Origin of the sequence: Janthinobacterium sp. PSPC1-1 (assembly GCF_049897625.1) — a bacterium.
In the GTDB taxonomy this organism is placed as follows: Bacteria; Pseudomonadota; Gammaproteobacteria; order Burkholderiales; family Burkholderiaceae_D; genus Janthinobacterium; species Janthinobacterium tructae.
In genome coordinates, this window is the sequence record NZ_JAFCWP010000007.1 from 37,650 (window position 1) to 60,305 (window position 22,656).

The 22,656-nt window shown below is 62.0% G+C and carries 18 protein-coding genes and 1 other RNA gene; 1 reads left to right on the forward strand and 18 read right to left on the reverse strand.

The features are described 5' to 3' along the window. Positions 1-96 precede the first annotated feature (96 nt). From ftsZ to rnpB, 16 genes are all read right to left on the reverse strand, one after another. Complete coding sequence (gene ftsZ / locus ACP7EG_RS21035; protein WP_426089160.1) at positions 97-1,305, reverse strand: cell division protein FtsZ; 1,209 nt, start codon at positions 1,303-1,305, stop codon at positions 97-99. 154 nt (positions 1,306-1,459) lie between these two features. Next, entirely contained in the window at positions 1,460-2,692 is a 1,233-nt protein-coding gene (gene ftsA / locus ACP7EG_RS21040) for a cell division protein FtsA (protein WP_010394955.1), read from the reverse strand. Positions 2,693-2,737: 45 nt separating this feature from the next. Beyond that, positions 2,738-3,556: a cell division protein FtsQ/DivIB gene (locus ACP7EG_RS21045; protein WP_426089161.1), complete on the reverse strand. Its 819-nt coding sequence runs from the start codon at positions 3,554-3,556 to the stop codon at positions 2,738-2,740. Position 3,557: 1 nt separating this feature from the next. After that, entirely contained in the window at positions 3,558-4,526 is a 969-nt protein-coding gene (locus ACP7EG_RS21050; protein WP_426089162.1) for a D-alanine--D-alanine ligase, read from the reverse strand. Between the two features lies 1 nt (position 4,527). Next, entirely contained in the window at positions 4,528-5,931 is a 1,404-nt protein-coding gene (gene murC / locus ACP7EG_RS21055; RefSeq protein ID WP_426089163.1) for a UDP-N-acetylmuramate--L-alanine ligase, read from the reverse strand. Between the two features lie 10 nt (positions 5,932-5,941). Continuing rightward, a complete protein-coding gene (murG, locus tag ACP7EG_RS21060) occupies positions 5,942-7,036 on the reverse strand; it encodes an undecaprenyldiphospho-muramoylpentapeptide beta-N-acetylglucosaminyltransferase (protein WP_426089164.1) in 1,095 nt (364 codons plus the stop codon). Beyond that, positions 7,033-8,244 (reverse strand): putative lipid II flippase FtsW, encoded by a 1,212-nt coding sequence (gene ftsW, locus ACP7EG_RS21065; protein WP_096233901.1) that lies wholly within the window; start codon positions 8,242-8,244, stop codon positions 7,033-7,035. Before ftsW ends, murG begins: the two co-directional genes overlap by 4 nt. Beyond that, complete coding sequence (gene murD, locus ACP7EG_RS21070; RefSeq protein WP_426089165.1) at positions 8,244-9,800, reverse strand: UDP-N-acetylmuramoyl-L-alanine--D-glutamate ligase; 1,557 nt, start codon at positions 9,798-9,800, stop codon at positions 8,244-8,246. Before murD ends, ftsW begins: the two co-directional genes overlap by 1 nt. Then, positions 9,800-10,975, reverse strand: a complete 1,176-nt coding sequence (gene mraY / locus ACP7EG_RS21075; protein WP_096233899.1) for a phospho-N-acetylmuramoyl-pentapeptide-transferase — start codon at positions 10,973-10,975, stop codon at positions 9,800-9,802. Before mraY ends, murD begins: the two co-directional genes overlap by 1 nt. 2 nt (positions 10,976-10,977) lie before the next feature. After that, the gene (locus ACP7EG_RS21080) at positions 10,978-12,408 is read right to left on the reverse strand and encodes a UDP-N-acetylmuramoyl-tripeptide--D-alanyl-D-alanine ligase (protein WP_426089308.1); all 1,431 of its coding nucleotides are present in this window, start codon (positions 12,406-12,408) and stop codon (positions 10,978-10,980) included. Positions 12,409-12,419: 11 nt separating this feature from the next. Continuing rightward, the gene (locus ACP7EG_RS21085) at positions 12,420-13,928 is read right to left on the reverse strand and encodes a UDP-N-acetylmuramoyl-L-alanyl-D-glutamate--2,6-diaminopimelate ligase (RefSeq protein ID WP_426089166.1); all 1,509 of its coding nucleotides are present in this window, start codon (positions 13,926-13,928) and stop codon (positions 12,420-12,422) included. 8 nt (positions 13,929-13,936) lie between these two features. Further along, entirely contained in the window at positions 13,937-15,715 is a 1,779-nt protein-coding gene (locus tag ACP7EG_RS21090) for a peptidoglycan D,D-transpeptidase FtsI family protein (protein ID WP_426089167.1), read from the reverse strand. Then, positions 15,715-15,984 carry a cell division protein FtsL gene (ftsL, locus tag ACP7EG_RS21095; protein WP_034748894.1) on the reverse strand — a complete coding sequence of 90 codons (270 nt, stop codon included), beginning with the start codon at positions 15,982-15,984 and terminating at the stop codon, positions 15,715-15,717. Before ftsL ends, ACP7EG_RS21090 begins: the two co-directional genes overlap by 1 nt. Next, entirely contained in the window at positions 15,981-16,952 is a 972-nt protein-coding gene (rsmH, locus tag ACP7EG_RS21100) for a 16S rRNA (cytosine(1402)-N(4))-methyltransferase RsmH (RefSeq protein ID WP_426089168.1), read from the reverse strand. Before rsmH ends, ftsL begins: the two co-directional genes overlap by 4 nt. Positions 16,953-16,961: 9 nt before the next feature. Next, positions 16,962-17,390, reverse strand: coding sequence for a division/cell wall cluster transcriptional repressor MraZ (gene mraZ / locus ACP7EG_RS21105; protein ID WP_099760606.1), 429 nt, complete (start codon positions 17,388-17,390; stop codon positions 16,962-16,964). A gap of 660 nt (positions 17,391-18,050) precedes the next feature. Next, positions 18,051-18,412, reverse strand: an RNA gene (rnpB, locus tag ACP7EG_RS21110) — RNase P RNA component class A. A 235-nt stretch (positions 18,413-18,647) separates the two neighbouring features. On the opposite strand from rnpB, the gene ACP7EG_RS21115 reads away from it, so the two are divergent. Continuing rightward, positions 18,648-20,351 carry a thiamine pyrophosphate-binding protein gene (locus ACP7EG_RS21115; RefSeq protein ID WP_426089169.1) on the forward strand — a complete coding sequence of 568 codons (1,704 nt, stop codon included), beginning with the start codon at positions 18,648-18,650 and terminating at the stop codon, positions 20,349-20,351. Between the two features lie 73 nt (positions 20,352-20,424). Here the strand turns inward: ACP7EG_RS21115 and ACP7EG_RS21120 are convergent, their stop codons facing one another. Together ACP7EG_RS21120 and ACP7EG_RS21125 are read right to left on the reverse strand one after the other, a co-directional pair. Next, positions 20,425-20,967 (reverse strand): hypothetical protein, encoded by a 543-nt coding sequence (locus ACP7EG_RS21120; RefSeq protein WP_426089170.1) that lies wholly within the window; start codon positions 20,965-20,967, stop codon positions 20,425-20,427. A gap of 151 nt (positions 20,968-21,118) precedes the next feature. Then, the gene (locus ACP7EG_RS21125) at positions 21,119-22,204 is read right to left on the reverse strand and encodes a porin (protein WP_426089171.1); all 1,086 of its coding nucleotides are present in this window, start codon (positions 22,202-22,204) and stop codon (positions 21,119-21,121) included. Between the last annotated feature and the right edge of the window lie 452 nt (positions 22,205-22,656).

A 22,656-nucleotide genomic window follows, 5' to 3' on the forward strand; every position in this document is an offset into this window, starting at 1 on the left:
CAGAAAGTGGCCGGAAAGGCAAAGGCAAAAGTCAAAAAACGGCAAAAAAAACGGCGGCCCTCAGGCCGCCGTCATGCTTGCTTGCATCAAACCACCTTAATCGGCTTGTTTGCGCAGGAAGGCGGGAATGTCATAGGTTTCCATGCCATTCTTTTCCATCGCGCGCACTTGCTCGGAAGCCGATTCGCGGCGCCATACTGCCGGCGCCTTCATGCCGTCGAAACCGGCAGCCGGCGTGGCCACGCCCACGCTGGTCGTCGCTGCCTGCGCGCCGCCCATCGCCGCCGACGGGGTCAGCGGGCTGTTGTGGGTGCCGGTACGCAGCACTTGCTGCGGTACCAGCTGGATGTTTTTCTTCGCACGGCCCAGGCCCGTGGCCACCACGGTAACGCGGATGTCGTCGCCCATGGCGTCGTCGTAGGCGATACCTTGCGCGATCGAGGCGTCCGGCGCGGCAAACGCGCGCACGGCAGCCATGACTTCCTTGATCTCTTTACCTTTCAGGCCACGGCTGGCCGTGACGTTGACCAGCACGCCGCGCGCGCCGGACAGGTCGATGCCATCCAACAGCGGCGAAGCGACAGCCTGTTCGGCGGCGATGCGCGCGCGGTCGACGCCGGAAGCCGTCGCCGTACCCATCATGGCCTTGCCCTGCTCGCCCATAATGGTTTTCACGTCGTTGAAGTCGACGTTGATATGGCCCGGCACGTTGATGATCTCGGCAATACCCGCCACCGCGTTGTTGAGCACATCATCGGCATGCTGCATCCATTCCAGCATGCTTTCGTCTTCGTAGATCTCTTCCAGTTTTTCATTCAGGATGATGATCAGCGAATCGACGTGCAGCGACAGCTGCTCCAGGCCTTCGTCGGCGATGTCCATGCACTTCTGGCCTTCGTACGAGAAGGGCTTCGAGACCACGGCGACCGTCAGCGCGCCCATTTCCTTGGCCACTTCGGCCACGATAGGAGCGGCGCCCGTACCCGTGCCGCCGCCCATGCCGGCAGCGATGAAGACCATGTGCGCGCCGCGCAGCGCGTCGGCGATGCGCGCACGCGATTCCTCGGCCAGCTGGCGACCGACGGCAGGCTTCATGCCGGCGCCCAGACCGGTATCGCCGATCTGGATGATGTTGTGCGCCTTCGATGTCGACAGGGCCTGTGCGTCGGTGTTGGCGGCAATGAACTCCACACCCGACATGCCTTTGTTGATCATGTGTTGGACTGCATTGCCACCCGCACCGCCGACGCCGACGACCTTGATGACGGTACCTATAGCTGTGTTATCGACCATATCGAACTCCATGATGTGCTCCTATCAGATGCGGTTTCCAAGCGCCAGGCCTCATATTGGTAGGAGAACTGGAGATTGAAAACTGCGGTTAAATATAAAATAAAGTTATGTGTGTGTACCTGCGATGCTGCCAAAAAACCTGTGCTGCCGGGCTTGAAGTACGCCCTTAAAAATTACCTAAAAACCATTCCTTCATGCGCTGCCAGACTGCCTTCACCGAGCCGTCCTGACGCGTCACAATGTGGCCGCGCAGGTATTGCTTCTTCGCTTCCAGCAGCAGGCCCAATACCGTGGCATAGCGCGGACTGCGCACCACGTCGGCCAGCTGGCCCCGATACTCGGGCGTGCCCAGGCGCGCCGGTTTCAGGAAAATGTCTTCTGCCATTTCCACCATGCCGGGCATGATGGAGGTGCCGCCCGTGAGCACGATGCCCGACGACAGCACGCCTTCGTAACCGGATTCGCGCACCACCTGGTGCACCATCGCGAACAGCTCCTCGACGCGCGGCTCGATCACTGCCGCCAGCGCCTGGCGCGACAGGTTGCGCGGGCCGCGGTCACCCAGGCCTGGCACCTCCAGCGATTCGCCAGGGTCGGCCAGGACCTGCTTGGCCACGCCATAGCGGATCTTGATCTCTTCCGCTTCCGCGGTCGGGGTACGCAAGGCCATGGCGATGTCGTTGGTGATCTGGTCGCCGGCGATGGGAATGACTGCCGTATGGCGGATCGCGCCATCGGAGAATACCGCCACATCGGTCGTGCCGCCGCCGATGTCGATCAGCACCACGCCCAGTTCCTTCTCGTCGGGCGTGAGCACCGCATCGGCAGACGCCATCGGCTGCAGGATCAGGTCCGACACTTCCAGGCCGCAGCGGCGCACGCACTTGACGATGTTCTGCACTGCCGACACGGCACCGGTGACGATATGCACCTTCACCTCCAGGCGGATGCCGCTCATGCCGATAGGCTCGCGCACATCTTCCTGGCTGTCGACGATGAACTCTTGCGGCACCGTGTGCAGCAATTGCTGATCGGTCGGAATGTTAACCGCTTTTGCCGTCTCGATGACGCGCGCCACGTCGGTCGCCGTCACTTCCTTGTCCTTGATGGCCACCATGCCGCTGGAATTGAAGCTGCGGATATGGCTGCCCGCAATGCCCGCGTACACATTGCGGATCTTGCAGTCAGCCATCAGCTCGGCCTCTTCCAGCGCGCGCTGGATGGATTCCACCGTGGCCTCGATATTGACCACCACGCCCTTTTTCAGGCCCTTCGATTCGTGCTGGCCCAGCCCGATCACTTCGTGGCGTCCATCGGACATCACTTCGGCTACCACCGCCACCACTTTCGAGGTGCCGATGTCGAGGCCGACGATCAGGTTTTTCGCGTCTTTTGTCATTTCTGTCGCCTAATTTTTTGGGCTATTGCTAAATTGATTATTAAGTTAAGTCGTTTTTTTAATCGGACTGCCATTTTTCTTCTTGATCGGCGCTGCCGGCTTGCCGTCCTTGCCTTCGGCCGGTATCACCAGGCCGGCTGAACTGAGCGCCAGGCCATTCTGGTAGCGCATATCGATCGTGTCGATATTCTCCAGACGGCTCGCCAGCTGCGGGTAGATACCCACCAGCCGGTCGACCCGCGCCTTCAGGGTCGTATGATTCTGCTCGCGCCCCAGCGCCACGCTCATGCCGTTATCCAGTTTCACGGTCCACGCATAGCGGCTCGACAGCGACAGCGATTCGGGCACCATCTTCAAAGGTGAAAACCACTTTGCCAGCTGCACATAGGTGGCCAGCACTTCCTTCTCGCTGCCATCGGGGCCGGCGAAGGCAGGCAACTCATGGTCATCTTCGGCTTCGGCCACATTGGCCGTAAACACGTCGCCCTTGACCGACAGCAAACGCCCGTCCTCGCCCCAGGTGCCCAGCGCTTCGTGTTCTTCCAGCGCCACGATCAGCTGGTTCGGCCACTCGCGCCGCACGCTGGCGCGGCGCACCCAGGGCACCGATTCGAACACGCCGCGCACGCTTTCCAGATTGGTCGTGAAAAAATTGCCCTTGATGCGGCCCAAAGTGCCGCTGCGCAGGGTCAGGTAATTCACGTGGCGCAAGCCCTTGTCGTCCGCGCTTTCCACCTTGATGGTGCGCAGGTCGAACATGGGACGCTGCGACACCCACCAGACGCCGGCGGCCACGCACACGACCAGAACCGCGGCCAGCAAGCCGTTGGCAGTCGTATTGAGGCTTTTAGCGTCATGCCACATATCAGTGCTGTCCCTTGTGCATTTTCAGACGCGCGCCGGCGACGATTTCCAGACACAGGTCTTCATAGCTGATGCCCACCGCGCGCGCCGCCATCGGCACCAGCGAGTGACCCGTCATGCCGGGCGAGGTATTGACTTCCAGCAGGAACAGCTTGCTGTCGGCCGCGCGCATCAGCACGTCCACACGTCCCCAGCCTTCGCAGCCGAGGGCACGGTAGGCAGCCACGGCGATGCGCTCCATTTCCGCCACGATTGCCTGGTCCAGCTGCGGCGGACAAAAATACTGCGTGTCGTCCGTGAAGTACTTGTTCTGGTAATCGTAATTGCCTTGCGGCGCGACGATTTCAATCGGCGGCAGCGCGCGCGCCGTGGCGCCCTGACCCAAAATCGCCACGGTGAATTCGCGGCCCTTGATGAATTCCTCGGCCAGCACCGAATCATCGAGGCCGGCGGCGATATCGTAGGCCGCCTGGAAGGCCGATGCTTCGTTGACGGTGGTGATGCCGATGCTCGAACCCTCATGCGGCGGCTTGACGATCAGCGGCAAGCCCAGTTCAGCTGCCACCTTGGCCAGGTCGGAGCTGTCATTGAGCACCGCGTACTGTGGCGTCGGCAACTGGTGCATCAGCCAGATCATCTTGGTATAGACCTTGTCCATGCCCACCGCGCACGCCATCACGCCGCTACCCGTGTAGGGAATGCCCAGCTGCTCCAGCGCGCCCTGCAGGCTGCCGTCTTCGCCGAAGCGGCCGTGCAGCGCGATGAAGACGCGGTCAAACTGCTCGGCGGCCAGTTCGGCCAGGCTGCGTTCGCCCGTGTCGAACGCATGCGCGTCCACGCCACGGCTTTTCAGAGCGGCCAGCACGCCCGTGCCGGACATCAGCGACACTTCGCGCTCGGCCGAGCTGCCGCCGAACAGGACGCCGACCTTGCCCAATTGTTTAACGTCGATAGCTGAAGCTTGGTTCACGTCAGGCCTTTACAGTGTGAGATTGATACGTTGTCAGTTGTTGCGGGATGCCGCTGATCGAGCCGGCCCCCATGGTCAGCACGACGTCACCGTCGCGCGCCACGCTCATGATGGTGTCGGCCATTTCCGTCATGGACTCGACGAAAATCGGTTCGATCTTGCCGCGCGCGCGCAGCGCATGCGCCAGGGCACGGCCGTCGGCGGCGACGATAGGCGCTTCGCCGGCTGCATACACTTCGGACAGCAGCAGCACGTCGGGTGCACCGAGCACCTTGACGAAATCCTCGAACAGGTCGCGCGTGCGGCTGTAGCGGTGCGGCTGGAAAGCCAGCACCAGGCGGCGGCCAGGATAGGCGGCGCGCGCAGCGGCCAGGGTCACTTCCGTTTCCACCGGATGGTGGCCGAAATCGTCGACCAGGGCGAAGGTGCCACCATTCGGCAGCGCCACGTCGCCATAGCGCGTGAAGCGCCGGCCCACGCCGGAAAACTCGGCCAGGCCTTGCTGGGTGGCGCTGTCGGCGATGCCGATTTCGCGCGCGATGGCGATCGCCGAACAGGCATTTTGCACATTGTGCATGCCAGGCTGGTTCAGCACCACGTCGAGATCAGGATAGCCGTCCTGCAGCACCGTGAAATGCATTTCCAGGCCCACGGCGCGCGCGTTGATGGCGCGCACTTCGGCGTCCTCCGCGAAGCCGTAGGTGGTGACCGGCTTGGTCACGAACGGGATGATGGCGCGTACGTGCGGATCGTCGATGCACAGCATGGCACGGCCATAGAAAGGCAGACGGTGCGTGAACTGCACGAACGCCTGCTTGAGCTTTTCGAAATCGTGCTCGTAGGTGTCCATGTGATCGGCGTCGATATTCGTGATCACTTCGATCATCGGCGTCAGGTTCAGGAACGAAGCGTCCGACTCATCGGCTTCGGCCACCAGGTAGTCGCCCGAACCGAGCTTGGCGTTAGCACCGGCGCTGGTCAAGCGTCCACCGATCACAAAAGTAGGATCGAGGCCGCCCTGCGCCAGCACGGACGCGACCAGGCTGGTGGTCGTCGTCTTGCCGTGCGTGCCGGCGATGGCGATGCCGCGTTTCAAACGCATCAATTCACCCAGCATCACGGCGCGCGGCACCAGCGGGATCTTGCGCGCACGCGCGGCCACCACTTCCGGATTGTCTTGCGGGACGGCGCCCGACGTCACGACCGCATCGGCGTCGCCGATATTCTCGGCCGCGTGGCCGAGCATGACAGTCGCGCCCAGGCTCGCCAGGCGCTGCGTCGCCGCATTGCTGCCCAGGTCGGAGCCCGACACCTTGTAGCCCAGGTTGACCAGCACTTCGGCGATGCCGCTCATGCCGCTGCCGCCGATGCCGACAAAGTGGATATTGTTTACTTTATGCTTCACAGAGCTAACCTCATGCCAGTTTTTCCAATACGTTTGCGATCGCCTCATTGGCGTCGCGCTTGCCTGCTGCCAGTGCCGCTTGCGCCATGTGCTGGCAGGTATCGCGCGTCACTGACGCCAGCAGGGTGCTCAGCGACGCCGCACTCATTTCCGTCTGCGGCAGATGAATCGCCGCACCTTGTTTTGCCATCCATTGCGCGTTATCGCGCTGGTGGCTGGTGGTCGACGCCACCAGCGGCACGAGCACGCTGGCCACGCCGGCCGCCGTCAATTCCGACAGGGTGATGGCGCCAGCGCGGCAAATCACCAGGTCGGCCTCGGTATACGCCCTGGCCATGTCGTCGATGAAGTCGACCACATTGGCTTGCACGCCCGCCTGCGCATACGCGGCATGCAGGGCGTCGATATTCTTCTTGCCCGACTGGTGCGTCACCAGCGGACGTTCGCCCTCCGGCATCAGGGCCAGCGCGGCGGGCAGATTGTCGTTCAGCGCTTTCGCGCCCAGGCTGCCGCCCACCACCAGGATGCGCAGCGGCCCGCTGCGGCCCGCAAAGCGGGATGGCGGCGGCGCCATGGCGAGGATCTCGGCGCGCACGGGATTGCCCGTGACGACGGCCTTGCCGGCGGCGCTGCCGAAATCGGCGGGAAAACCGAAGCAAACCTTTTGCGCCAGCGGCACCAGCGTCTTGTTCGACAGCAGCAGCGCCGCGTCGGCATTGACCAGCACCAGCGGCACGCCCTTCAGGCGCGCCATCAGGCCGCCCGGCACGGTAACGTAGCCGCCCATGCCCATCACCACGTCCGGCTTGCGGCTGGCGATGAAACGGCGGATGGCAAAAAAGCTCGCCAGCATCCTGAAGCCGCCTTTGACCGTGTGCGCCAGGCCCTTGCCGCGCATGCCGGAAAATTCGATGGCATCCATGGGAATGCCGCTCTTCGGCACCAGTTCCTGTTCCATGCCATGGGTCGTGCCCAGCCAGCTCACTTCCCAGCCGCGCGCGCGCATCGTCTGCGCAATCGCCAGGCCCGGGAAAATATGGCCGCCGGTGCCGGCCGCCATGATCATCAGTCTTTTCGTCGTTTTCAAGTTCGTCACGTTGTTCATAGCCGGCCTCCGCGCATCAGGATCCGGTTTTCGTAATCGATGCGCAGCAAGATGGCCAGGCCGATACAGTTAATCAGTACGCCCGTGCCACCATAACTCATCAAAGGCAAAGTCAGGCCCTTGGTCGGCAGCAGGCCCAGGTTCACGCCCATGTTGATGAAGGTCTGCACGCCGATCCAGATGGCGATGCCTTTCGCCGTCAGGCCCGCGAAGGTCTGGTCGATGGCGATCGCCTGGCGGCCGATGTCGAAGGCGCGCTTGATAATCCAGTAGAACATGCCGATCACGATCAGCACGCCCACCAGGCCCAGCTCCTCGCCGATCACGGCCAGCAAAAAGTCCGTATGCGCTTCGGGCAGGTAATGCAGCTTTTCCACGCTGCCGCCCAGGCCCACGCCAAACAGTTCGCCGCGCCCGAAAGCGATCAGGGAGTGCGTCAGCTGGTAAGCCTTGTTCAGCGCATTGTCTTCCTGCCAAGGATCGAGATACGCAAAAAACCGCTCGCGGCGGAATTTCGACAAGGCGATGATGGTGACGAAAATCGCCGTCAGCATGGCGCCGATGCCGCCAAACCAGATGGCGTTGACGCCGCCCAGGAACAGAATGCCCATGGCGATGCAGACGATCACGCCGAAAGCGCCCAGGTCGGGCTCCATCAGCAGCAGCAGGCCGACGAAGCTGACGGCCAGCGCCATCGGCATGAAGCCCTTGGTCAGCTTGTGCATGTATTCCTGCTTGCGCACCGTGTAATCGGCAGCGTACAGCACCATCACCACCTTCATCAGCTCGGACGGCTGCGGCCGCAGGCCCGGCAGGTTCAGCCAGCGGCGCCCGCCGTTGACCGACACGCCCAGACCAGGTATCAGCACCATCACCAGCAGCACCAGGGTGCCGATGAACAGCCACGGCGCCATCTTTTGCCAGGTGGCCACAGGGATGCGGAACACCAGCGCGCCGACGATGATCGATATACCGATGAACAATGCCTGGCGCACGACGAAATAATTGTTCGTGTAGGCGGCGAACTTGCGCGCGTCCGACAGCGAGATCGAGGCCGAATACACCATCACCATGCCCAGCAACATGAGCAGCAGGACGACCCACACCAGCGGCTTGTCATAGTCCATCATCTTCGATTGCCGCGCGCGGCTATCCAGCGGCTTGGCAGCCGAGCCGGAACCAAAGCTGAAGGGCAGTTGGAAGGCCATCAGATATCCTGTCCGTTTTCCAGCGCGATATCGCGCACGACATCGACAAACACCTGCGCGCGGTGCGCATAGTTCTTGAACATGTCCAGGCTGGCGCAGGCGGGCGACAGCAGCACGGCATCGCCGGCTAAGGCAAGGCTGCTGGCGCGCTTGACCGCTTCCGGCAAGGTGGCGCAGTCGATGACGTCCACGCCAGCCGGCTCCAGAGCAGCGCGCAGCGCTGGCGCATCGCGGCCGATCAGCACCACGGCACGCACGTAGCGCGACACGGGTTCAGCCAGCGGCGAGAAATCCTGCCCCTTGCCGTCACCGCCGGCGATCAGCACCAAACGCTGTTCCGCGCCGCCAAACGCCTTGCCCAGGCCGAACAACGCAGCCACGGTCGCGCCCACATTGGTGCCCTTGCTGTCGTCGTAGTATTCGACTTCATTCACGGCCGTGATCAGTTCCACGCGGTGCGGCTCGCCCTGGTACTCGCGCAAGCCGTGCAGCAATGGCGCGAATGGCAAGCCGATGGCGCGGCACAGGGCCAGCGCCGCCAGCGCATTCGAGGCATTGTGCTGGCCACGGATTTTCAGCGCATCGGCCGGCATCAGTTTCTTCGCCATCGTCGGCACCGGTTCGGGTGCCGGATCGTTCTTCCTGCGTTTTTTCTCGATGACTTCTTCGCTGGGCACGGCTTGCGCCAGCCAGAAGATGCCCCGTTCATTGACCAGGCCAAAGCTGTCCACGTCAAGCGGCTCGCTCGTGCCGAAGGTGATCGTCGCGGCCAGCGGATCGGCCATGTGCATGACGGCAGCATCGTCGCGGTTCAGGACGCGCACGGTCTGGCCGCCGAAGATGCGCGCCTTGTCGCTCGCATAAGAGGCCATGTCGCCGTGCCAGTCCAGGTGATCCTGCGACAGATTCAAGACCGTGGCCGCATCGGCCTGCAGGCTGAACGTCGTGTGCAGCTGGAAGCTGGACAGCTCCAGTATCCACGCCTGCGGCAAGCTGCTGGCGACCGGTTCCTCCGCTTCAGCTTCTGCATCGACCGGCAGCGGCGCAGGTTCCGCATCGAGTACCTCGCGCAGCACGTCCAGCGCGGCCGGGCTGATATTGCCGGCCACGCGCGTGGCCAGGCCGGCGCGTTCGCACAGCAGGCCCACCAGGCTGGTCACCGTCGTCTTGCCGTTGGTGCCCGTGATGGCGATCACTTTCGGCGCATAGCCGCGTTCCGCCTTGAGTGCGGCCAAGGCTTGGGCGAACAGTTCGATCTCGCCCCATACGGGGATATTTTTTTCCAGGGCGGCCGGTGCAATCTGCGCCAGTTCGCGGCCCGGCGCCAGGCCGGGGCTGACGGCGACAAAATCGACGCCATCGAGCAGCTCGGCCGTGAAGGCGCCAGCGATGAACTGCGCCTGCGGCACGGCGGCCTGCAGCGCGGCCAGGCGCTCAGGGGTTTCCCTTGTATCGGCCACGCGGACTAGAGCACCGCTGCGGGCCAGCCACAGGGCCATGGCCAGGCCTGACTCCCCAAGGCCCAGTACCAGTGCGGTTTTAGCGTCGTACATCATCAGCGCAGCTTCAAGGTGGTCAGGCCGAGCAGCACCAGCATCATGGTGATGATCCAGAAACGCACGACAACCTGCGTCTCTTTCCAGCCTTTTTGTTCAAAATGGTGATGCAACGGCGCCATCAGGAAAACGCGGCGGCCAGCGCCATAGCGCTTCTTGGTGTACTTGAACCAGATGACCTGGATAATCACGGACAGCGTTTCGACGACGAAGATGCCGCCCATGATGAACAGGACGATTTCCTGGCGCACGATGACAGCCACGGTGCCCAGCGCGCCGCCCAGGGCCAGCGCGCCCACGTCGCCCATGAACACTTTCGCGGGATGCGTGTTATACCAGAGGAAGGCCAGGCCGGAACCGGCCAGCGCGCCGCAGAAGATCACCAGTTCGCCGGCGCCCGGGATGTGCGGGATGAACAGGTAGCGCGCATAGGTGGCGTTACCTGTCAGGTAGGCGAACAGGCCCAGGGCCGTGCCCACCATCACGGTCGGCATGATGGCCAGGCCATCCAGACCGTCCGTAAAGTTGACGGCATTGCTGGTACCGACGATGACGCAGTAGGTCAGCGCGATGAAGCCCCACACGCCCAGCGGATAGCTGATGGTTTTAAAGAAGGGCACGATCAGATCGGCCTTCGGCGGCAGGTCCATGGCGAAGCCGGACTGCACCCAGGCGTAGATCAAATTCCACACCTGGCCCGCATCGGGTTCCGACACGGACACTGAAAACGCCAGGTAAAAGGCGGCGGCGATACCGATCAACGACTGCCAGAAGTATTTTTCGCGCGAGCGCATGCCTTCCGGGTCCTGGTGCACCACCTTGCGATAGTCGTCAGCCCAGCCGACGGCGCCAAAGCCCAGCGTGACAATCAGCACTGGCCAGATGAAGCGGTTCGACAAGTCGGCCCACAGCAGGGTGGAAATGCCGATGGCGATCAGGATCAGCACGCCACCCATGGTGGGCGTGCCGTGTTTTTTCAGATGCGTCTGCGGACCGTCCGTGCGCACGGCCTGGCCGACCTTCATGCGCGTGAGCATGCGAATCACGGCAGGACCGGCGCACAGCCCGATCAGAATCGCCGTCAGGGTAGCAAAGACGGCGCGGAAAGTGATGAAGTTAAAGACCCGCAGTGGGCCAATGTCGTCCTGGAAATAATGAGCGAGCCAGAGCAGCATGATTAGTGAGCTTCCTTGTTATTGTTGTTTGAACCAATCAAATGCTGCACGGCCCGTTCCATTTTCATGAAGCGGGAGCCCTTGATTAATACTGTTGCATCCGAACGGCCGGACAGATGCGCATCGAGCGCCGCCAGCAAGCCGTCGAACTGTTCGAAATACTCCACGACCGTGCCCGATTCCTGGCTGGCGGCAGCCTGCGCCGGATTCACCAGATGGCGCGCCAGGCCGCCCGTCGCCAGCACGTGTTCGATGCCTTTGATGGCGGCGTAGGCGCCGATCTCTTCGTGGAACTGCTGCCCCTGCGTGCCGACTTCGCCCATCTCGCCCAGCACCAGGATGCGTGGTGCCGCAGCCTGCGCCAGCACATCGATGGCCGCGCGCGCCGAATCCGGATTGGCGTTATACGTGTCGTCGATGATGGTGGCGCCGTTGGCGGCACGTTTTTTCTGCAGGCGGCCGTTCACTGGCGCGAACGCCTCCAGGCCCTGCTTGATATGTTCGATGGCGATGCCGGCGCCAACGGCGCATGCCACGGCCGCCAGCGCATTGCGCACATTATGCTCGCCCGCCGCCTGCAAGCCGACGAAGAACTGGCGCAAGCTGCCGTCCTGCGCGCGCACGCTGACGAACATGTCGCTGCCAAAATCCTCGGCCGCGCGATGCGTGCAGCTCACATCAGCATCCTTCGACAGGCCAAACGTGATGACGGCACGCGCGCCGGCCAGCTCGCGCCACACGGGCGTGAACTCATCGCCATGCGGGAAGACGGCCACGCCGTCGTCGGCCAATGCCGCCAGCGCCGCGCCGTTCTCGCGCGCCACCGCTAGCACCGTATGCATGAATTCCTGGTGCTCGCGCTGCGCGTTGTTGACCATCGCCAGGGTCGGCGCGGCAATCGCGGCCAGGCGGCCGATCTCGCCCGGATGGTTCATGCCCATCTCGATGACAGCCGCCTTGTGTTCTTCATTTAGGCGGAACAGGGTCAGCGGCACGCCGATCTCGTTATTCAGGTTGCCGCGCGTGGCCAGGCGCGCTTCTTCGCCGAAGGCCGCCGCCAGGATGGATGAAATCATCTCCTTGACGGTGGTCTTGCCATTGCTGCCGGTGACGCCGATGACGGGCAAATTGAAACGGCGGCGCCAGTGATGGGCAATGCGGCCCAGCGCGACCAATGTATCGGCCACCACGATGGCCGGCACCTTGCCGCTGTCCCAGCCTGCTGGCAGGCGCTCGACCACCACGGCAGCAACGCCGCGCGCGGCCACCTGGTCGAGGAAATCGTGGGCGTCGAAACTCTCGCCGCGCAAGGCGACGAACAGCGAGCCGGCTTGGGCGCTGCGGCTGTCGGTGGAGACGCCGTCAAAAACGGCATCGCCCGTCAGCTGTGCGCCGTCCAGCGACGGCATCAACTCTGCCAGGCTTGCGTGCATGAGGCGGTCCATCAGTTCGTCCTCATCATGGTCAGGCGCGCGGACAGGGCCAGCTGCGCATGATCGGCATCGGAGAACGGCAGTTTCTTGCCCTTGATTTCCTGGTACGGCTCATGGCCCTTGCCCGCCAGCAGGATCACGTCCGGCTTGGCGGCATGCTTGATGGCCGACAGGATGGCCGCGGCGCGGTCTTCGATGGCCTGCGGCTGCGGGCCGTCTGCACGCATGCCGGCGACGATCTGCGCGATGATGGCGTGCGGGTCTTCGCTGCGCGGATTGTCGCTGGTGACCAGCACGTGATCGGCCAACTGCGCGATGGCGCCCATCTGCGGACGCTTGCCCGGATCGCGGTCGCCGCCGCAACCGAACACGCACCATAGCTGGCCACCCCGCTCCTGCGCCACCTGGCGCAAGGCGGCCAGGGTTTTTTCCAGCGCGTCCGGCGTATGCGCGTAATCGATGACGACCATCGGCGCTTCCTGGCCACCCACCTGTTGCATGCGGCCGGGAGCCGGCTGCAGCGATTCGATGCCATCGATGGCGGCGCGCAGGCCGGTGCCATGCGCCAGCAAGGCGCCCAGCACGGCCAGCGCGTTGCTGATATTGAAGTGGCCCACCAGCTGCGTCTTGACCAGCGCCACGCCCAGCGCGCATTCCAGGTGGAAGTCGGTGCCGGCATTGCGGCTGCGGAACTGGCTGGCGCGCAGCATCAGCACGCCCGGCAAGTCAGGCTGGCTGGTCGCATCCTGCAAGGTATAGCCGATGACGGGATATTCGCCCGTCAGCTTGCCATCCACGTGGCGCGCCAGGCGCAGCCCCATGGGGTCATCGAGGTTGATGACGGCCGTTTTCAGACCGGGCCAGTCGAACAGCTTGACTTTGGCCGCCTCGTAGGTGGCCATGTCGCCATGGTAGTCGAGGTGGTCGCGCGTCAGATTGGTGAACATGGCGACATCGAAATGCATGCCGGCCGCGCGTTCCTGGTCCAGGCCGATCGACGACACTTCGATGGCAACGGCTTGCGCGCCGGCGTCGCGCATGGCGGCCAGTTTGCGCGCCAGCAGCACGGCGTCGGGCGTGGTGTAGCCGGTGACGTCGAATTCGATGGCGCCGCGTGGCTTGCACAGGCCCACGCCCAGGGTACCGATGACGGACGAGGTTACACCCAGGCGCGCCAGGGCTTGCGCCAGCCACAGCGCGCACGAGGTCTTGCCATTCGTGCCCGTCACGCCGGCGCTGAACATGGCGCTGTCGGGCATGTCGTAGAAAGCATGTGCCACGGGGCCGGCCAGGCGTTTCAGGTCGCTGACCAGCAGATGCGGCACGCTCCATGCGGCGCTCCACTCCACGGCGTCATGCACGATGGCGGCGGCGCCCTGCTCAATGGCGGCGTCGATGAAATGCGTGGCGCCCGCGTAGGCGAAAAACACGTCGCCGCGCTGCACGCGGCGCGAATCGGACGTCAGCTGCCCGGACGGGGCAGCCGCTTTGATCCACAAACTGATGTCTTGTATGGTCATGAGTGACTTCACATGGCCTCCGGGCCGGCATTGGCCGGGACCACGATTTCGGTAACGGAGGAATCGGGCGGTACGTTCATCGCGCGCAGCGCGTTGGTCGCAATCGCCGCGAAAGCGGGAGCGGCAACCTGTCCACCATAGTGGGCGGCGCCGGTCGGTTCATCGATCATCACGGCAATGATGAAGCGCGGCGCCGACATCGGCACCATGCCCACGAACGAGCCGATGTATTTGCGCGGCATCGCATAGCGGCCGTTTTCCACCTTGTAGGCGGTACCCGTCTTGCCGCCCACGCGGTAGCCGGCGACCTGCGCGCGCTTGGCCGAGCCGTGCGCGCCGGAGACCACCAGTTCCAGCATGGCGCGCATTTCGGCGGCCGTCTTCGGCTTGATCACCTGCTGGCCCACGGGCAGCTCATTGACCTTCTGGAATGACAGGGGGATCGTGTCGCCGTCGCGCGCGAACATCATGTAGGAGCGCGCCAGCTGGATCAGCGAGACGGAAATGCCGTTACCGTAGCTCATGGTGGCCTGTTCCACCGGGCGCCACGACTTATACGGACGCACGCGGCCGGCCACGGCGCCGGGGAAGCCCCATTTCGGCTGCTGACCGAAGCCCACCTTGGTAAACATTTCCCACATTTCCTGCGACGGCATGCCCAGCGCGATCTTCGAAGTGCCGATGTTCGACGACATCTCGATGATTTCGGAAACACTGATCACGCCGTGCGGCTTGGTGTCGGTAATGGTGCGGTCGGCGATGGTGTAGCGGCCCGGACCCGTGTCGATCAGCGTGCCCGGCTTGACTCTGCCCGTGTCGAGCGCCAGCGAGACCGTGATCGGTTTCAGGGTCGAACCGGGTTCAAAGGTGTCGGTCATGACGCGGTTGCGCAGCTGCTGGCCCGTGAGCTTGCGGCGGTCGTTCGGGTCGTAGCTGGGGTAATTGGCCAGGGCCAGTACTTCACCCGTGTGCACGTCAAGCACCACGGCGCCACCTGCCTTGGCATTGAATTTTTCCACCGCTTCCTTCAACTGCGTGAAGGCGATGTACTGGATCTTGCTGTCGACGGACAGGGTCAGGTCTTTGCCGTCATGCGGTTCGTGGATGAAGCCAATGTCTTCGACGATGTGGCCCAGGCGGTCCTTGATCACGCGGCGGCTGCCGGTGGTGCCGACGAGGGTTTTCTGCTGCGCCAGTTCCATGCTTTCCTGGCCCACGTCTTCCACGTTGGTAAAGCCCACCACGTGGGTCATCACTTCGCCCTGTGGGTAAAAGCGCTTGTATTCCTTGCGCTCGTCGATGCCGTCGATGCCCAGCTTGGAGATCTTGTCGGCCACGTCCATCTCGACCTGGCGTTTCAGGTAAACGAAGCTGCGGTCCGAATCGAGCTTCTTGCGCAATTCATTGACGTTCATTTCCAGCAGGCCGGCCAGCGCATTGATTTTCTCGGGCGACGCCTGCAGCACGTCGTCGGGAATGGCCCAGATGGCTTTCACGGGCACGGACGAGGCCAGCACCTGGCCGTTGCGGTCGGTGATCTTGCCGCGCGTGGCCGGCAGTTCCAGCGTGCGCTCGTAGCGCGCCTTGCCCTGCTTTTGCAAAAACTGCGTCGACACGCCCTGCAGCCACAAGGCGCGCGCGCCCAGGCCGGCGAAAGCGAAGAACAGCAGGAACAGCACGACGCGCGAACGCCAGACGGGCAGACGCACTGCCAGTACGGGGTTCTTCGAGAATGGCACGCCTTTCGATGCCGCCACCCGGCCGTTGCTATTACCGCCCAACTTCATTACTCGCCCTCCGTCAGGTATTGCGTACGTGCCGCCGTCAATGGCGTCATGCTCAGGTCGCGCCGTGCGATCGATTCAATGCGTTCATGCTTGCCCAAAGTGGACTGGTCCAGCTGCAGCTGCGCCCAGTCGATGTCGAGCTGGCGCGACAGCGCTTGCGCGCGCTCCAGGTCGATCAGCAGGTGGCGCGACTGGTACTGCGCGTTCACCAGCGACAGGCCGCAGCACACCAGCAGGGCCGACAGCACGACACACAGCTTGCCAGTCATCGGGCGCCGCCACTAACTGGAATGGGCAAACGCTGCGCCACGCGCATCACGGCCGAACGCGAACGGGGATTACCCTCGATCTCGGCATCGGACGGCTTCATCTTCAATATCAGCTTCATTTCCGGCTGCGGCAAATCGACCGCGCGGATCGGCAGGCGGCGGTCAGGCTGTTCCACGTTCGCCTTCGAGGCGAAGAAGCGCTTGACCATGCGGTCTTCCAGCGAATGAAAACTGATCACGGCCATGCGCGCGCCGGGCGCCAGGCAGGCATACGCCTGGTTCAGACCGATCTCGAGATCCTCGAGCTCTTTGTTAATGAAAATGCGGATTGCCTGAAAGGTGCGGGTAGCGGGGTCCTTACCCTTCTCGCGGGTCTTGACGGCGCCTGCCACGATGCCGGCAAGCTGTCGTGTGCTTGAAATTGGCTGGACTGCCCGGCCAGCAACAATCGCCTTTGCAATCTGAAAAGCAAACCGTTCTTCCCCATAATCGCGTATCACTTTCTCTAATTTCTGCTCGGTTTCCACCGCCAGCCATTCGGCCGCGGAGATGCCGCGCGTCGTATCCATGCGCATGTCCAGCGGTCCGTCGTTGCGGAAGCTGAAACCGCGCGCCGCGTCGTCGACCTGCGGCGACGAGATGCCCAGGTCGAGCAAGATGCCGTCCACACGCTGCACGCCACGCGCGGCCAGGCTGGCCGTCATGGTGGCAAAGCTGTCATGGACAATTTCAAAGCGGGGGTCGCCGATCTGTTCGGCCGTGGCGATGGCTTGCAAATCCTTGTCGAAGCCGATCAGGCGCGCATCAGCGGCCAGGCGCGACAGGATCAGTCGGCTATGCCCGCCGCGGCCAAACGTGCCATCGACGTAAATGCCGTGCGCGCGGTCGCCCGTCAGGTCGAGCGCATCGACCGCTTCATCGAGCAGCACCGTGCGATGCTGAAATTCCGGCACCGTGAGTTGTGTCATTACGGAGCCTTAGAAAGAAAAATTGGAAAGTACATCGGGGGTGCCGGCATCGATCGCCTGCTGTTCTTTGTCGGCCAACTTGGCGGCATCCCATATTTCAAAGTGGCTGCCCATGCCGATCATCATGACTTCGCGCGACAGCCCCACGGCGTTGCGCAATTCGGGCGAGATCAGCACGCGGCCGGCCGAGTCCAGTTCGACGTCGACGGCGTTGCCGAGGAAGATGCGCTGCCAGGCGCGCGCCGACATGGGCCAGGCGGCGATTTGCTGGCGGTGGTTTTCCCACACGGGACGGGGGAAAAACAGCAGGCAGCCATCGGGATGCTTGGTCAGGGTCAGACGGCCTTCGCATTGAATCGCCAGCGCGTCACGGTGCTTGGCAGGGATAGACATCCTGCCTTTGGCATCGAGATTGATTGCGGACGCGCCTTGAAACACGGAAGACCTTTTTTGAGCTTGGGTTGCGACGCTTGCGCATCATGATGAAAAGGGGAAATTTCCCACAAAAACACACTTTTTCACACAGTTGCCCACTTTAGAGTAAGCAAAGATAGTGGTCAAGCGGTTTCCGATTGGCAAAACAGGAATTTTATTAATGAAATTAAGGACTTAGCGCATATCGTTGAAGCAGTCTCAAATAAAAATATATCGATAAATTAGATACTTATGAAAGATAGTGAATGTGCTACCTCATCTGCACACATGTGTTTTCCTACCGTAAACATCGAAAAAGACGAAATGTAAAAATTGAATTTTTTACAGTTAGTTGACACATGGCAATACTTTTGCCATCCAGGCACAACAGTAAGCAGCCACAGCAAAAGACTTGGTTTAAGGCAAAAAAATTGCGCTCTTGGCGCGTACCGGCCCTGTTTTCCGGGGCTGGCCTGATGCGGGTCAACTATTTTTGCAATGCAGCAATTACTTGAAACGAAGAAACTTTAACCAATTGTTCATTTTAGTTGTATATACAACTTTATCTTGACTGCACTATTTTTAGAAACAAAAAAAGCCCCTTTGCGGGGGCTTTTTGGCGGCGCGCAGCAAGCAAACCGCTGCGGCCGATACACTCCCCGGCAGACCAGGGAGCTGGAATTCAAGTGAAGCAGGCCGGTAGGCCGGATTTTGTTACGGCGCCTTCCCTTGCAGGTTGGCGCTATGACAGTCATTCCTCTAGGCGCCAGATTACTCGGGCGCTCAAGCTTTCTACCCGCACGCTCCGCGAGCAGCATCATCGCGTGCCTATTTGAAATTGCACCAGGTGGAGGTTACCGCGTTTCACCGTAACTTAATACGCTCGTCTCTGTGGCCCTATTCCTCGCCTTATACTCCCCCGGCATACAAGTACACCAGGTCGGCTTTCAGCGGACGGCCGTTAACCGTCACCCCGCTCTATGGAGTCCGGACCTTCCTCCCGCCAGCGCATTGCTGCACCGGCCAGCGACTGTCTGGCCTGCTTCACCCGCCATTGTACCGCGCCGCAGCATGTTTCTGCAAAAAGGCCTGTGCAGGAACGACACCGCTCGCCGGGCCACTCGTCGGGCCCCGGCCCGAGGGATTGTGTAATTCGGTGTCGCCATTTCAAAAGCCGGGCCAAATCGGCTCACATAGAATGAGACAAGCTGCTTGCATGCGAGCGCATGCGCATCGCTTGCCCCACTTCTTTGCCACCCACTAGAATATAAAGAGCCGAACATGACGCAACAATCCCGTACCGGCGGCCAGATCCTGGTCGATGCCCTGCAGATCCATGGTGTCGACACCGCCTTTGGCGTGCCTGGCGAAAGCTACCTGGACGTGCTCGATGCCCTGCACGATTCGGGCATCCGCTTCATCATCAACCGCCAGGAAGGCGGCGCCGCCTTCATGGCCGAAGCCTACGGCAAGCTGACGGGCAAGCCAGGCATCTGCTTCGTCACGCGCGGACCGGGCGCCACCAACGCCTCGATCGGCGTGCACACGGCGTACCAGGATTCCACGCCGATGATCCTGTTCATCGGCCAGGTGGGCAATGATTTCGTCGACCGGGAAGCGTTCCAGGAAATCGACTACCGCCGCATGTACGGCCAGATGGCCAAGTGGGTGGCGCAGATCGACCGCGCCGAGCGCATCCCCGAATACCTGGCGCGCGCCTTCCAGGTCGCCACCAGCGGCCGCCCCGGCCCTGTCGTGCTGGCCCTGCCGGAAGACATGCTCATTTCACTGGCCACGGTGGCCGATACGCGCGCCTACCAGAGCGTGCAGGCATCGCCATCAGAACAGCAACTGCTGCAATTGCGCGCCATGCTGGCCGATGCACAGCGTCCGCTGGTCTTGCTGGGCGGCACCACCTGGACACCGCAGGCGTGTGCCAACCTGCAACAGTTCGCCGAAGCGAATCACTTGCCCGTCGCCTGCGCCTTCCGCTTCCAGGACTTGCTCGACAATGCCCACCCCAACTACATCGGCGACGTCGGCATCGGCATCAACCCGAAACTGGCCGCGCGCGTGAAAAATGCCGACCTGGTCATCGCCATCGGCCCGCGCCTGGGTGAAATGACGACGGGCGGCTACACGCTGTTCGACTCGCCCGTGCCGCGCCAGCGCCTGGTGCACATCCATACGGATGCCGAGGAACTGGGCAGCGTTTATCAGGCCGAGCTGATGATCAACAGCGGCATGCCGCAGGTCTGCACCATGCTGGCCGCCATGGCCCCCGTCGACGCTTCCGCATGGAAACATACGCCAGGCGAAGCCAAGGCCGAGCTGGCCGCCTACCAGGAGCGCCCACCCATCTTCCAGGATGGCCAGGCGCCGCTGGACCTATGGCAAGTGACGCAGGAGATCATGGCCCAGGCCCCTCTTGACACCATCGTGACGAACGGCGCCGGCAATTACGCCTCGTGGGCGCACCGCTTCTACCGCTACGGAGGCATGCGCACGCAGCTGGCGCCAACCAACGGCGCCATGGGCTACGGCGTGCCGTCCGGCGTGGCGGCGAAGATCGTGCATCCAGAGCGCACCGTGATCACCTTTGCCGGCGATGGCGAATACATGATGAATGGTCAGGAACTGGCCACCGCCGTGCAATACCAGGCGGGCGTGGTCATCATCGTCTTCAATAACCAGATGTTCGGCACCATCCGCATGCACCAGGAACGCGATTACCCGGGCCGCGTCTCGGGCACGACCCTGCACAACCCGGATTTTGCCGCGCTGGCGCAGGCGTATGGCGCGCATGGCGAAGTGGTGACTACGACAGAAGAGTTCGCCCCTGCCCTGCAGCGGGCGCTGGCGCATGCCAGGGCGCACAACTTGCCGGCCCTGATCGAGCTGCGCTATGACGGCAACCTGATCACGCCGAACGCGACGCTTGCCACCATCCGCGCCACGGCGGAAAAGGCGCAGGCGGCCAAATAAGCCCGTTTCAGCGCTAAAAACAACAAAGGCCCGGTCGATACCGGGCTTTTTTCTTTTTGACAGCGGCAATCGCTCAGGCAGCGGGTACTGGGGTGCTTTCCTCGGCAGGCACGGCCTCGGCGGGCACTTCCGGCACCGGCGGGCATGGCGTGCAGTTTTTCAGGGGACGGCCGAAATCGCGCACGCGGCTCAATTTCATGGGCATGCGCACGTTGCCGCCGCAATAATCGCCTTCCAGGGTCAGGGTCTGCCCATCCTTCGAAAACTTGCCGACGATGGTGCGTTCTTCGCTGTCGGCGCCGGCGATGGTGAAGTCGAAGGCGCCCGTGGCGGCGTCCAGGTTGACGTCGTTGGCGACGATGGGCCAGCTCAGTGCGCCTGCCGTAAATTCATAGATGACGGAGTCGGCCTCGGCAAAGCGGTGCAGGGTCACGCGCTGGCCACCGATTTCGCCGCTATCCTTTTGCAGGCACAGGTCGGAATAGACGGCCACGCCGTAGCGCTCCAGTCCGGCCGGCTTCTTGCCCTTGACGGCCGCGACAGCGGTGCCCGTGGCGCCAGCAAGCAGCAGCGCGGCCAGCAAAGCGGCCAGGCGTGGCGAGGTGTATGAATACATGGCATTCCTTTACTTGAGTAACGGCGCCATTATAACTGGCGCCGCACATGCAAAAACGCGCCGCCAGGACTAGCCTGGAGACGCGTTTCCTTGCTTATCAGCATCCCCGAAGGGATGCTGACAGCGGTACTAAGCTTCGCTTGCGCGAATATTAGAACGAGTGACGAACACCAACGTTGAACGCTTGGTCGCCCGAACCAACATTGCTGTTGTTACCAACGGTGTAACCAGCGTTGTTTTTGTTCGAGATCTTGGCGTACGAAGCGTAGGTGCTGGTGCGCTTCGACAGAGCGTACGAGTAGCCCAGTGCGAACTGGTTCGCATCGGCGTTCGAGTTGTTTTTGTCGTTGACGTGGATGATCGAAGCCATCACGGTGCCAGCTGGACCAACTGGTACGGTTGCGCCGATCAGGGCCGTGGTGCCGTCGGTGGTCAGACCACCGGTCGATACGGTGTTGAACAAGTTACCAGCGCTGGCGTTGTTACGGGTCGAGCTGTTCAGGCCTTTGTTGACGCCGTATGCAACATACGCTTTCGCTACTGCGAAGTCGTAGTTAGCAGCTACCAGCCAGTTACGTGCGCTGCCAACATCGCTGGTGGCGGTTTCGTTGCTGGTGGTGTTGTAAGCAACACGTGCGTTCAAAGGACCGTTAGCGTAGCCAACCGATGCGCCCATTTGACGACCGATTTTGCTGGAAACGACGCTCTCTTGGTCTTTGTTGGCGGTGCTGTAAGCAACGTCAGCATCGAAGCCGTTGAAATTAGGCGAGGTGTACAGCACGGTGTTGCTGGTACGGGTGGTGTTCGCTGGGAACAAGTTCTTGGCGGAACCAGCGTAGCCAGCTGCGAATGGATCAGCAACTTTCGACAGGGTGTTGTACCAAGGGGTGTATTGACGACCCAGGGTTACGGTACCAGCCGTTTTGCTGCTCAGACCAACGTAAGCTTGACGATTGAACAAGGTACCTGCAGCGTCTTGCTGACCGTTGTCAACGTTGAAACCCGATTCCAGAACGAACAGTGCCGACAGGCCGCTGCCCAGATCTTCGGTGCCTTTGAAGCCCAGACGGGAAGCCGAAGCAACGCCGCTATCGATTTTGTTGGTGGTGCCGGCTTTGCCGCCGCGCTCGCTGACGAAACCAGCGTCAACGGTACCGTAGATAACAACGCTCGATTGAGCTTGGGCTACGCCAGTGGCTGCTGCCAGGACTGCCAGGGTGATCAGAGTTTTTTTCATTGCGATTTCCTTTAATTTTTGAAGCAAAAAGTAATACAGCCTATGCATCTCGAGCTGCGCTCTAGCAGAGCGCTTTTTATGAGTGAGGGCAAGGTCTCCACCTGCCACATTGCTGTTCCGGTCAGGGGAACATTCATATCGGTATCGGCACGCTATTGCACCGATAAGCTTGAAGGCTGCATAACGACCGTCATTCGTGCGCCGGTTCGGTGCTCAAAGGGCACCGGAAGCGGCACTATAACGACCGTTTCACATTCCATCAAGTTCCAACATGTTACTTCCAGTACCAGGCCGGGGGCTTTTTCAGGCATCCCGACCATCGCCAACCGTACTACGCGACAGAGCCAGTGCCCCTTGCCAACCAATGCATGGGCCTGATTGACCATTCCATCATAGCGCATGGTTTGCTGGCACCCGTTGTATTAGTGCAACAGTATCAGGCGAGTGATTAA

Bases quoted from the DNA above. Each gene is read 5' to 3' on its own strand.
- ACP7EG_RS21115 (WP_426089169.1), top strand. From the start codon at position 18,648: ATGACGCAACAATCCCGTACCGGCGGCCAGATCCTGGTCGATGCCCTG.
- mraY (WP_096233899.1), bottom strand. From the start codon at position 10,975: ATGCTGCTCTGGCTCGCTCATTATTTCCAGGACGACATTGGCCCACTG.
- ACP7EG_RS21125 (WP_426089171.1), bottom strand. From the start codon at position 22,204: ATGAAAAAAACTCTGATCACCCTGGCAGTCCTGGCAGCAGCCACTGGC.
- murD (WP_426089165.1), bottom strand. From the start codon at position 9,800: ATGATGTACGACGCTAAAACCGCACTGGTACTGGGCCTTGGGGAGTCA.
- ACP7EG_RS21045 (WP_426089161.1), bottom strand. From the start codon at position 3,556: ATGTGGCATGACGCTAAAAGCCTCAATACGACTGCCAACGGCTTGCTG.
- ACP7EG_RS21090 (WP_426089167.1), bottom strand. From the start codon at position 15,715: ATGAAGTTGGGCGGTAATAGCAACGGCCGGGTGGCGGCATCGAAAGGC.
- murG (WP_426089164.1), bottom strand. From the start codon at position 7,036: ATGAACAACGTGACGAACTTGAAAACGACGAAAAGACTGATGATCATG.
- ACP7EG_RS21120 (WP_426089170.1), bottom strand. From the start codon at position 20,967: ATGTATTCATACACCTCGCCACGCCTGGCCGCTTTGCTGGCCGCGCTG.
- ftsZ (WP_426089160.1), bottom strand. From the start codon at position 1,305: ATGGAGTTCGATATGGTCGATAACACAGCTATAGGTACCGTCATCAAG.
- ftsW (WP_096233901.1), bottom strand. From the start codon at position 8,244: ATGGCCTTCCAACTGCCCTTCAGCTTTGGTTCCGGCTCGGCTGCCAAG.
- ACP7EG_RS21080 (WP_426089308.1), bottom strand. From the start codon at position 12,408: ATGCACGCAAGCCTGGCAGAGTTGATGCCGTCGCTGGACGGCGCACAG.
- ftsA (WP_010394955.1), bottom strand. From the start codon at position 2,692: ATGACAAAAGACGCGAAAAACCTGATCGTCGGCCTCGACATCGGCACC.
- ACP7EG_RS21085 (WP_426089166.1), bottom strand. From the start codon at position 13,928: ATGACCATACAAGACATCAGTTTGTGGATCAAAGCGGCTGCCCCGTCC.
- rsmH (WP_426089168.1), bottom strand. From the start codon at position 16,952: ATGACACAACTCACGGTGCCGGAATTTCAGCATCGCACGGTGCTGCTC.
- ftsL (WP_034748894.1), bottom strand. From the start codon at position 15,984: ATGACTGGCAAGCTGTGTGTCGTGCTGTCGGCCCTGCTGGTGTGCTGC.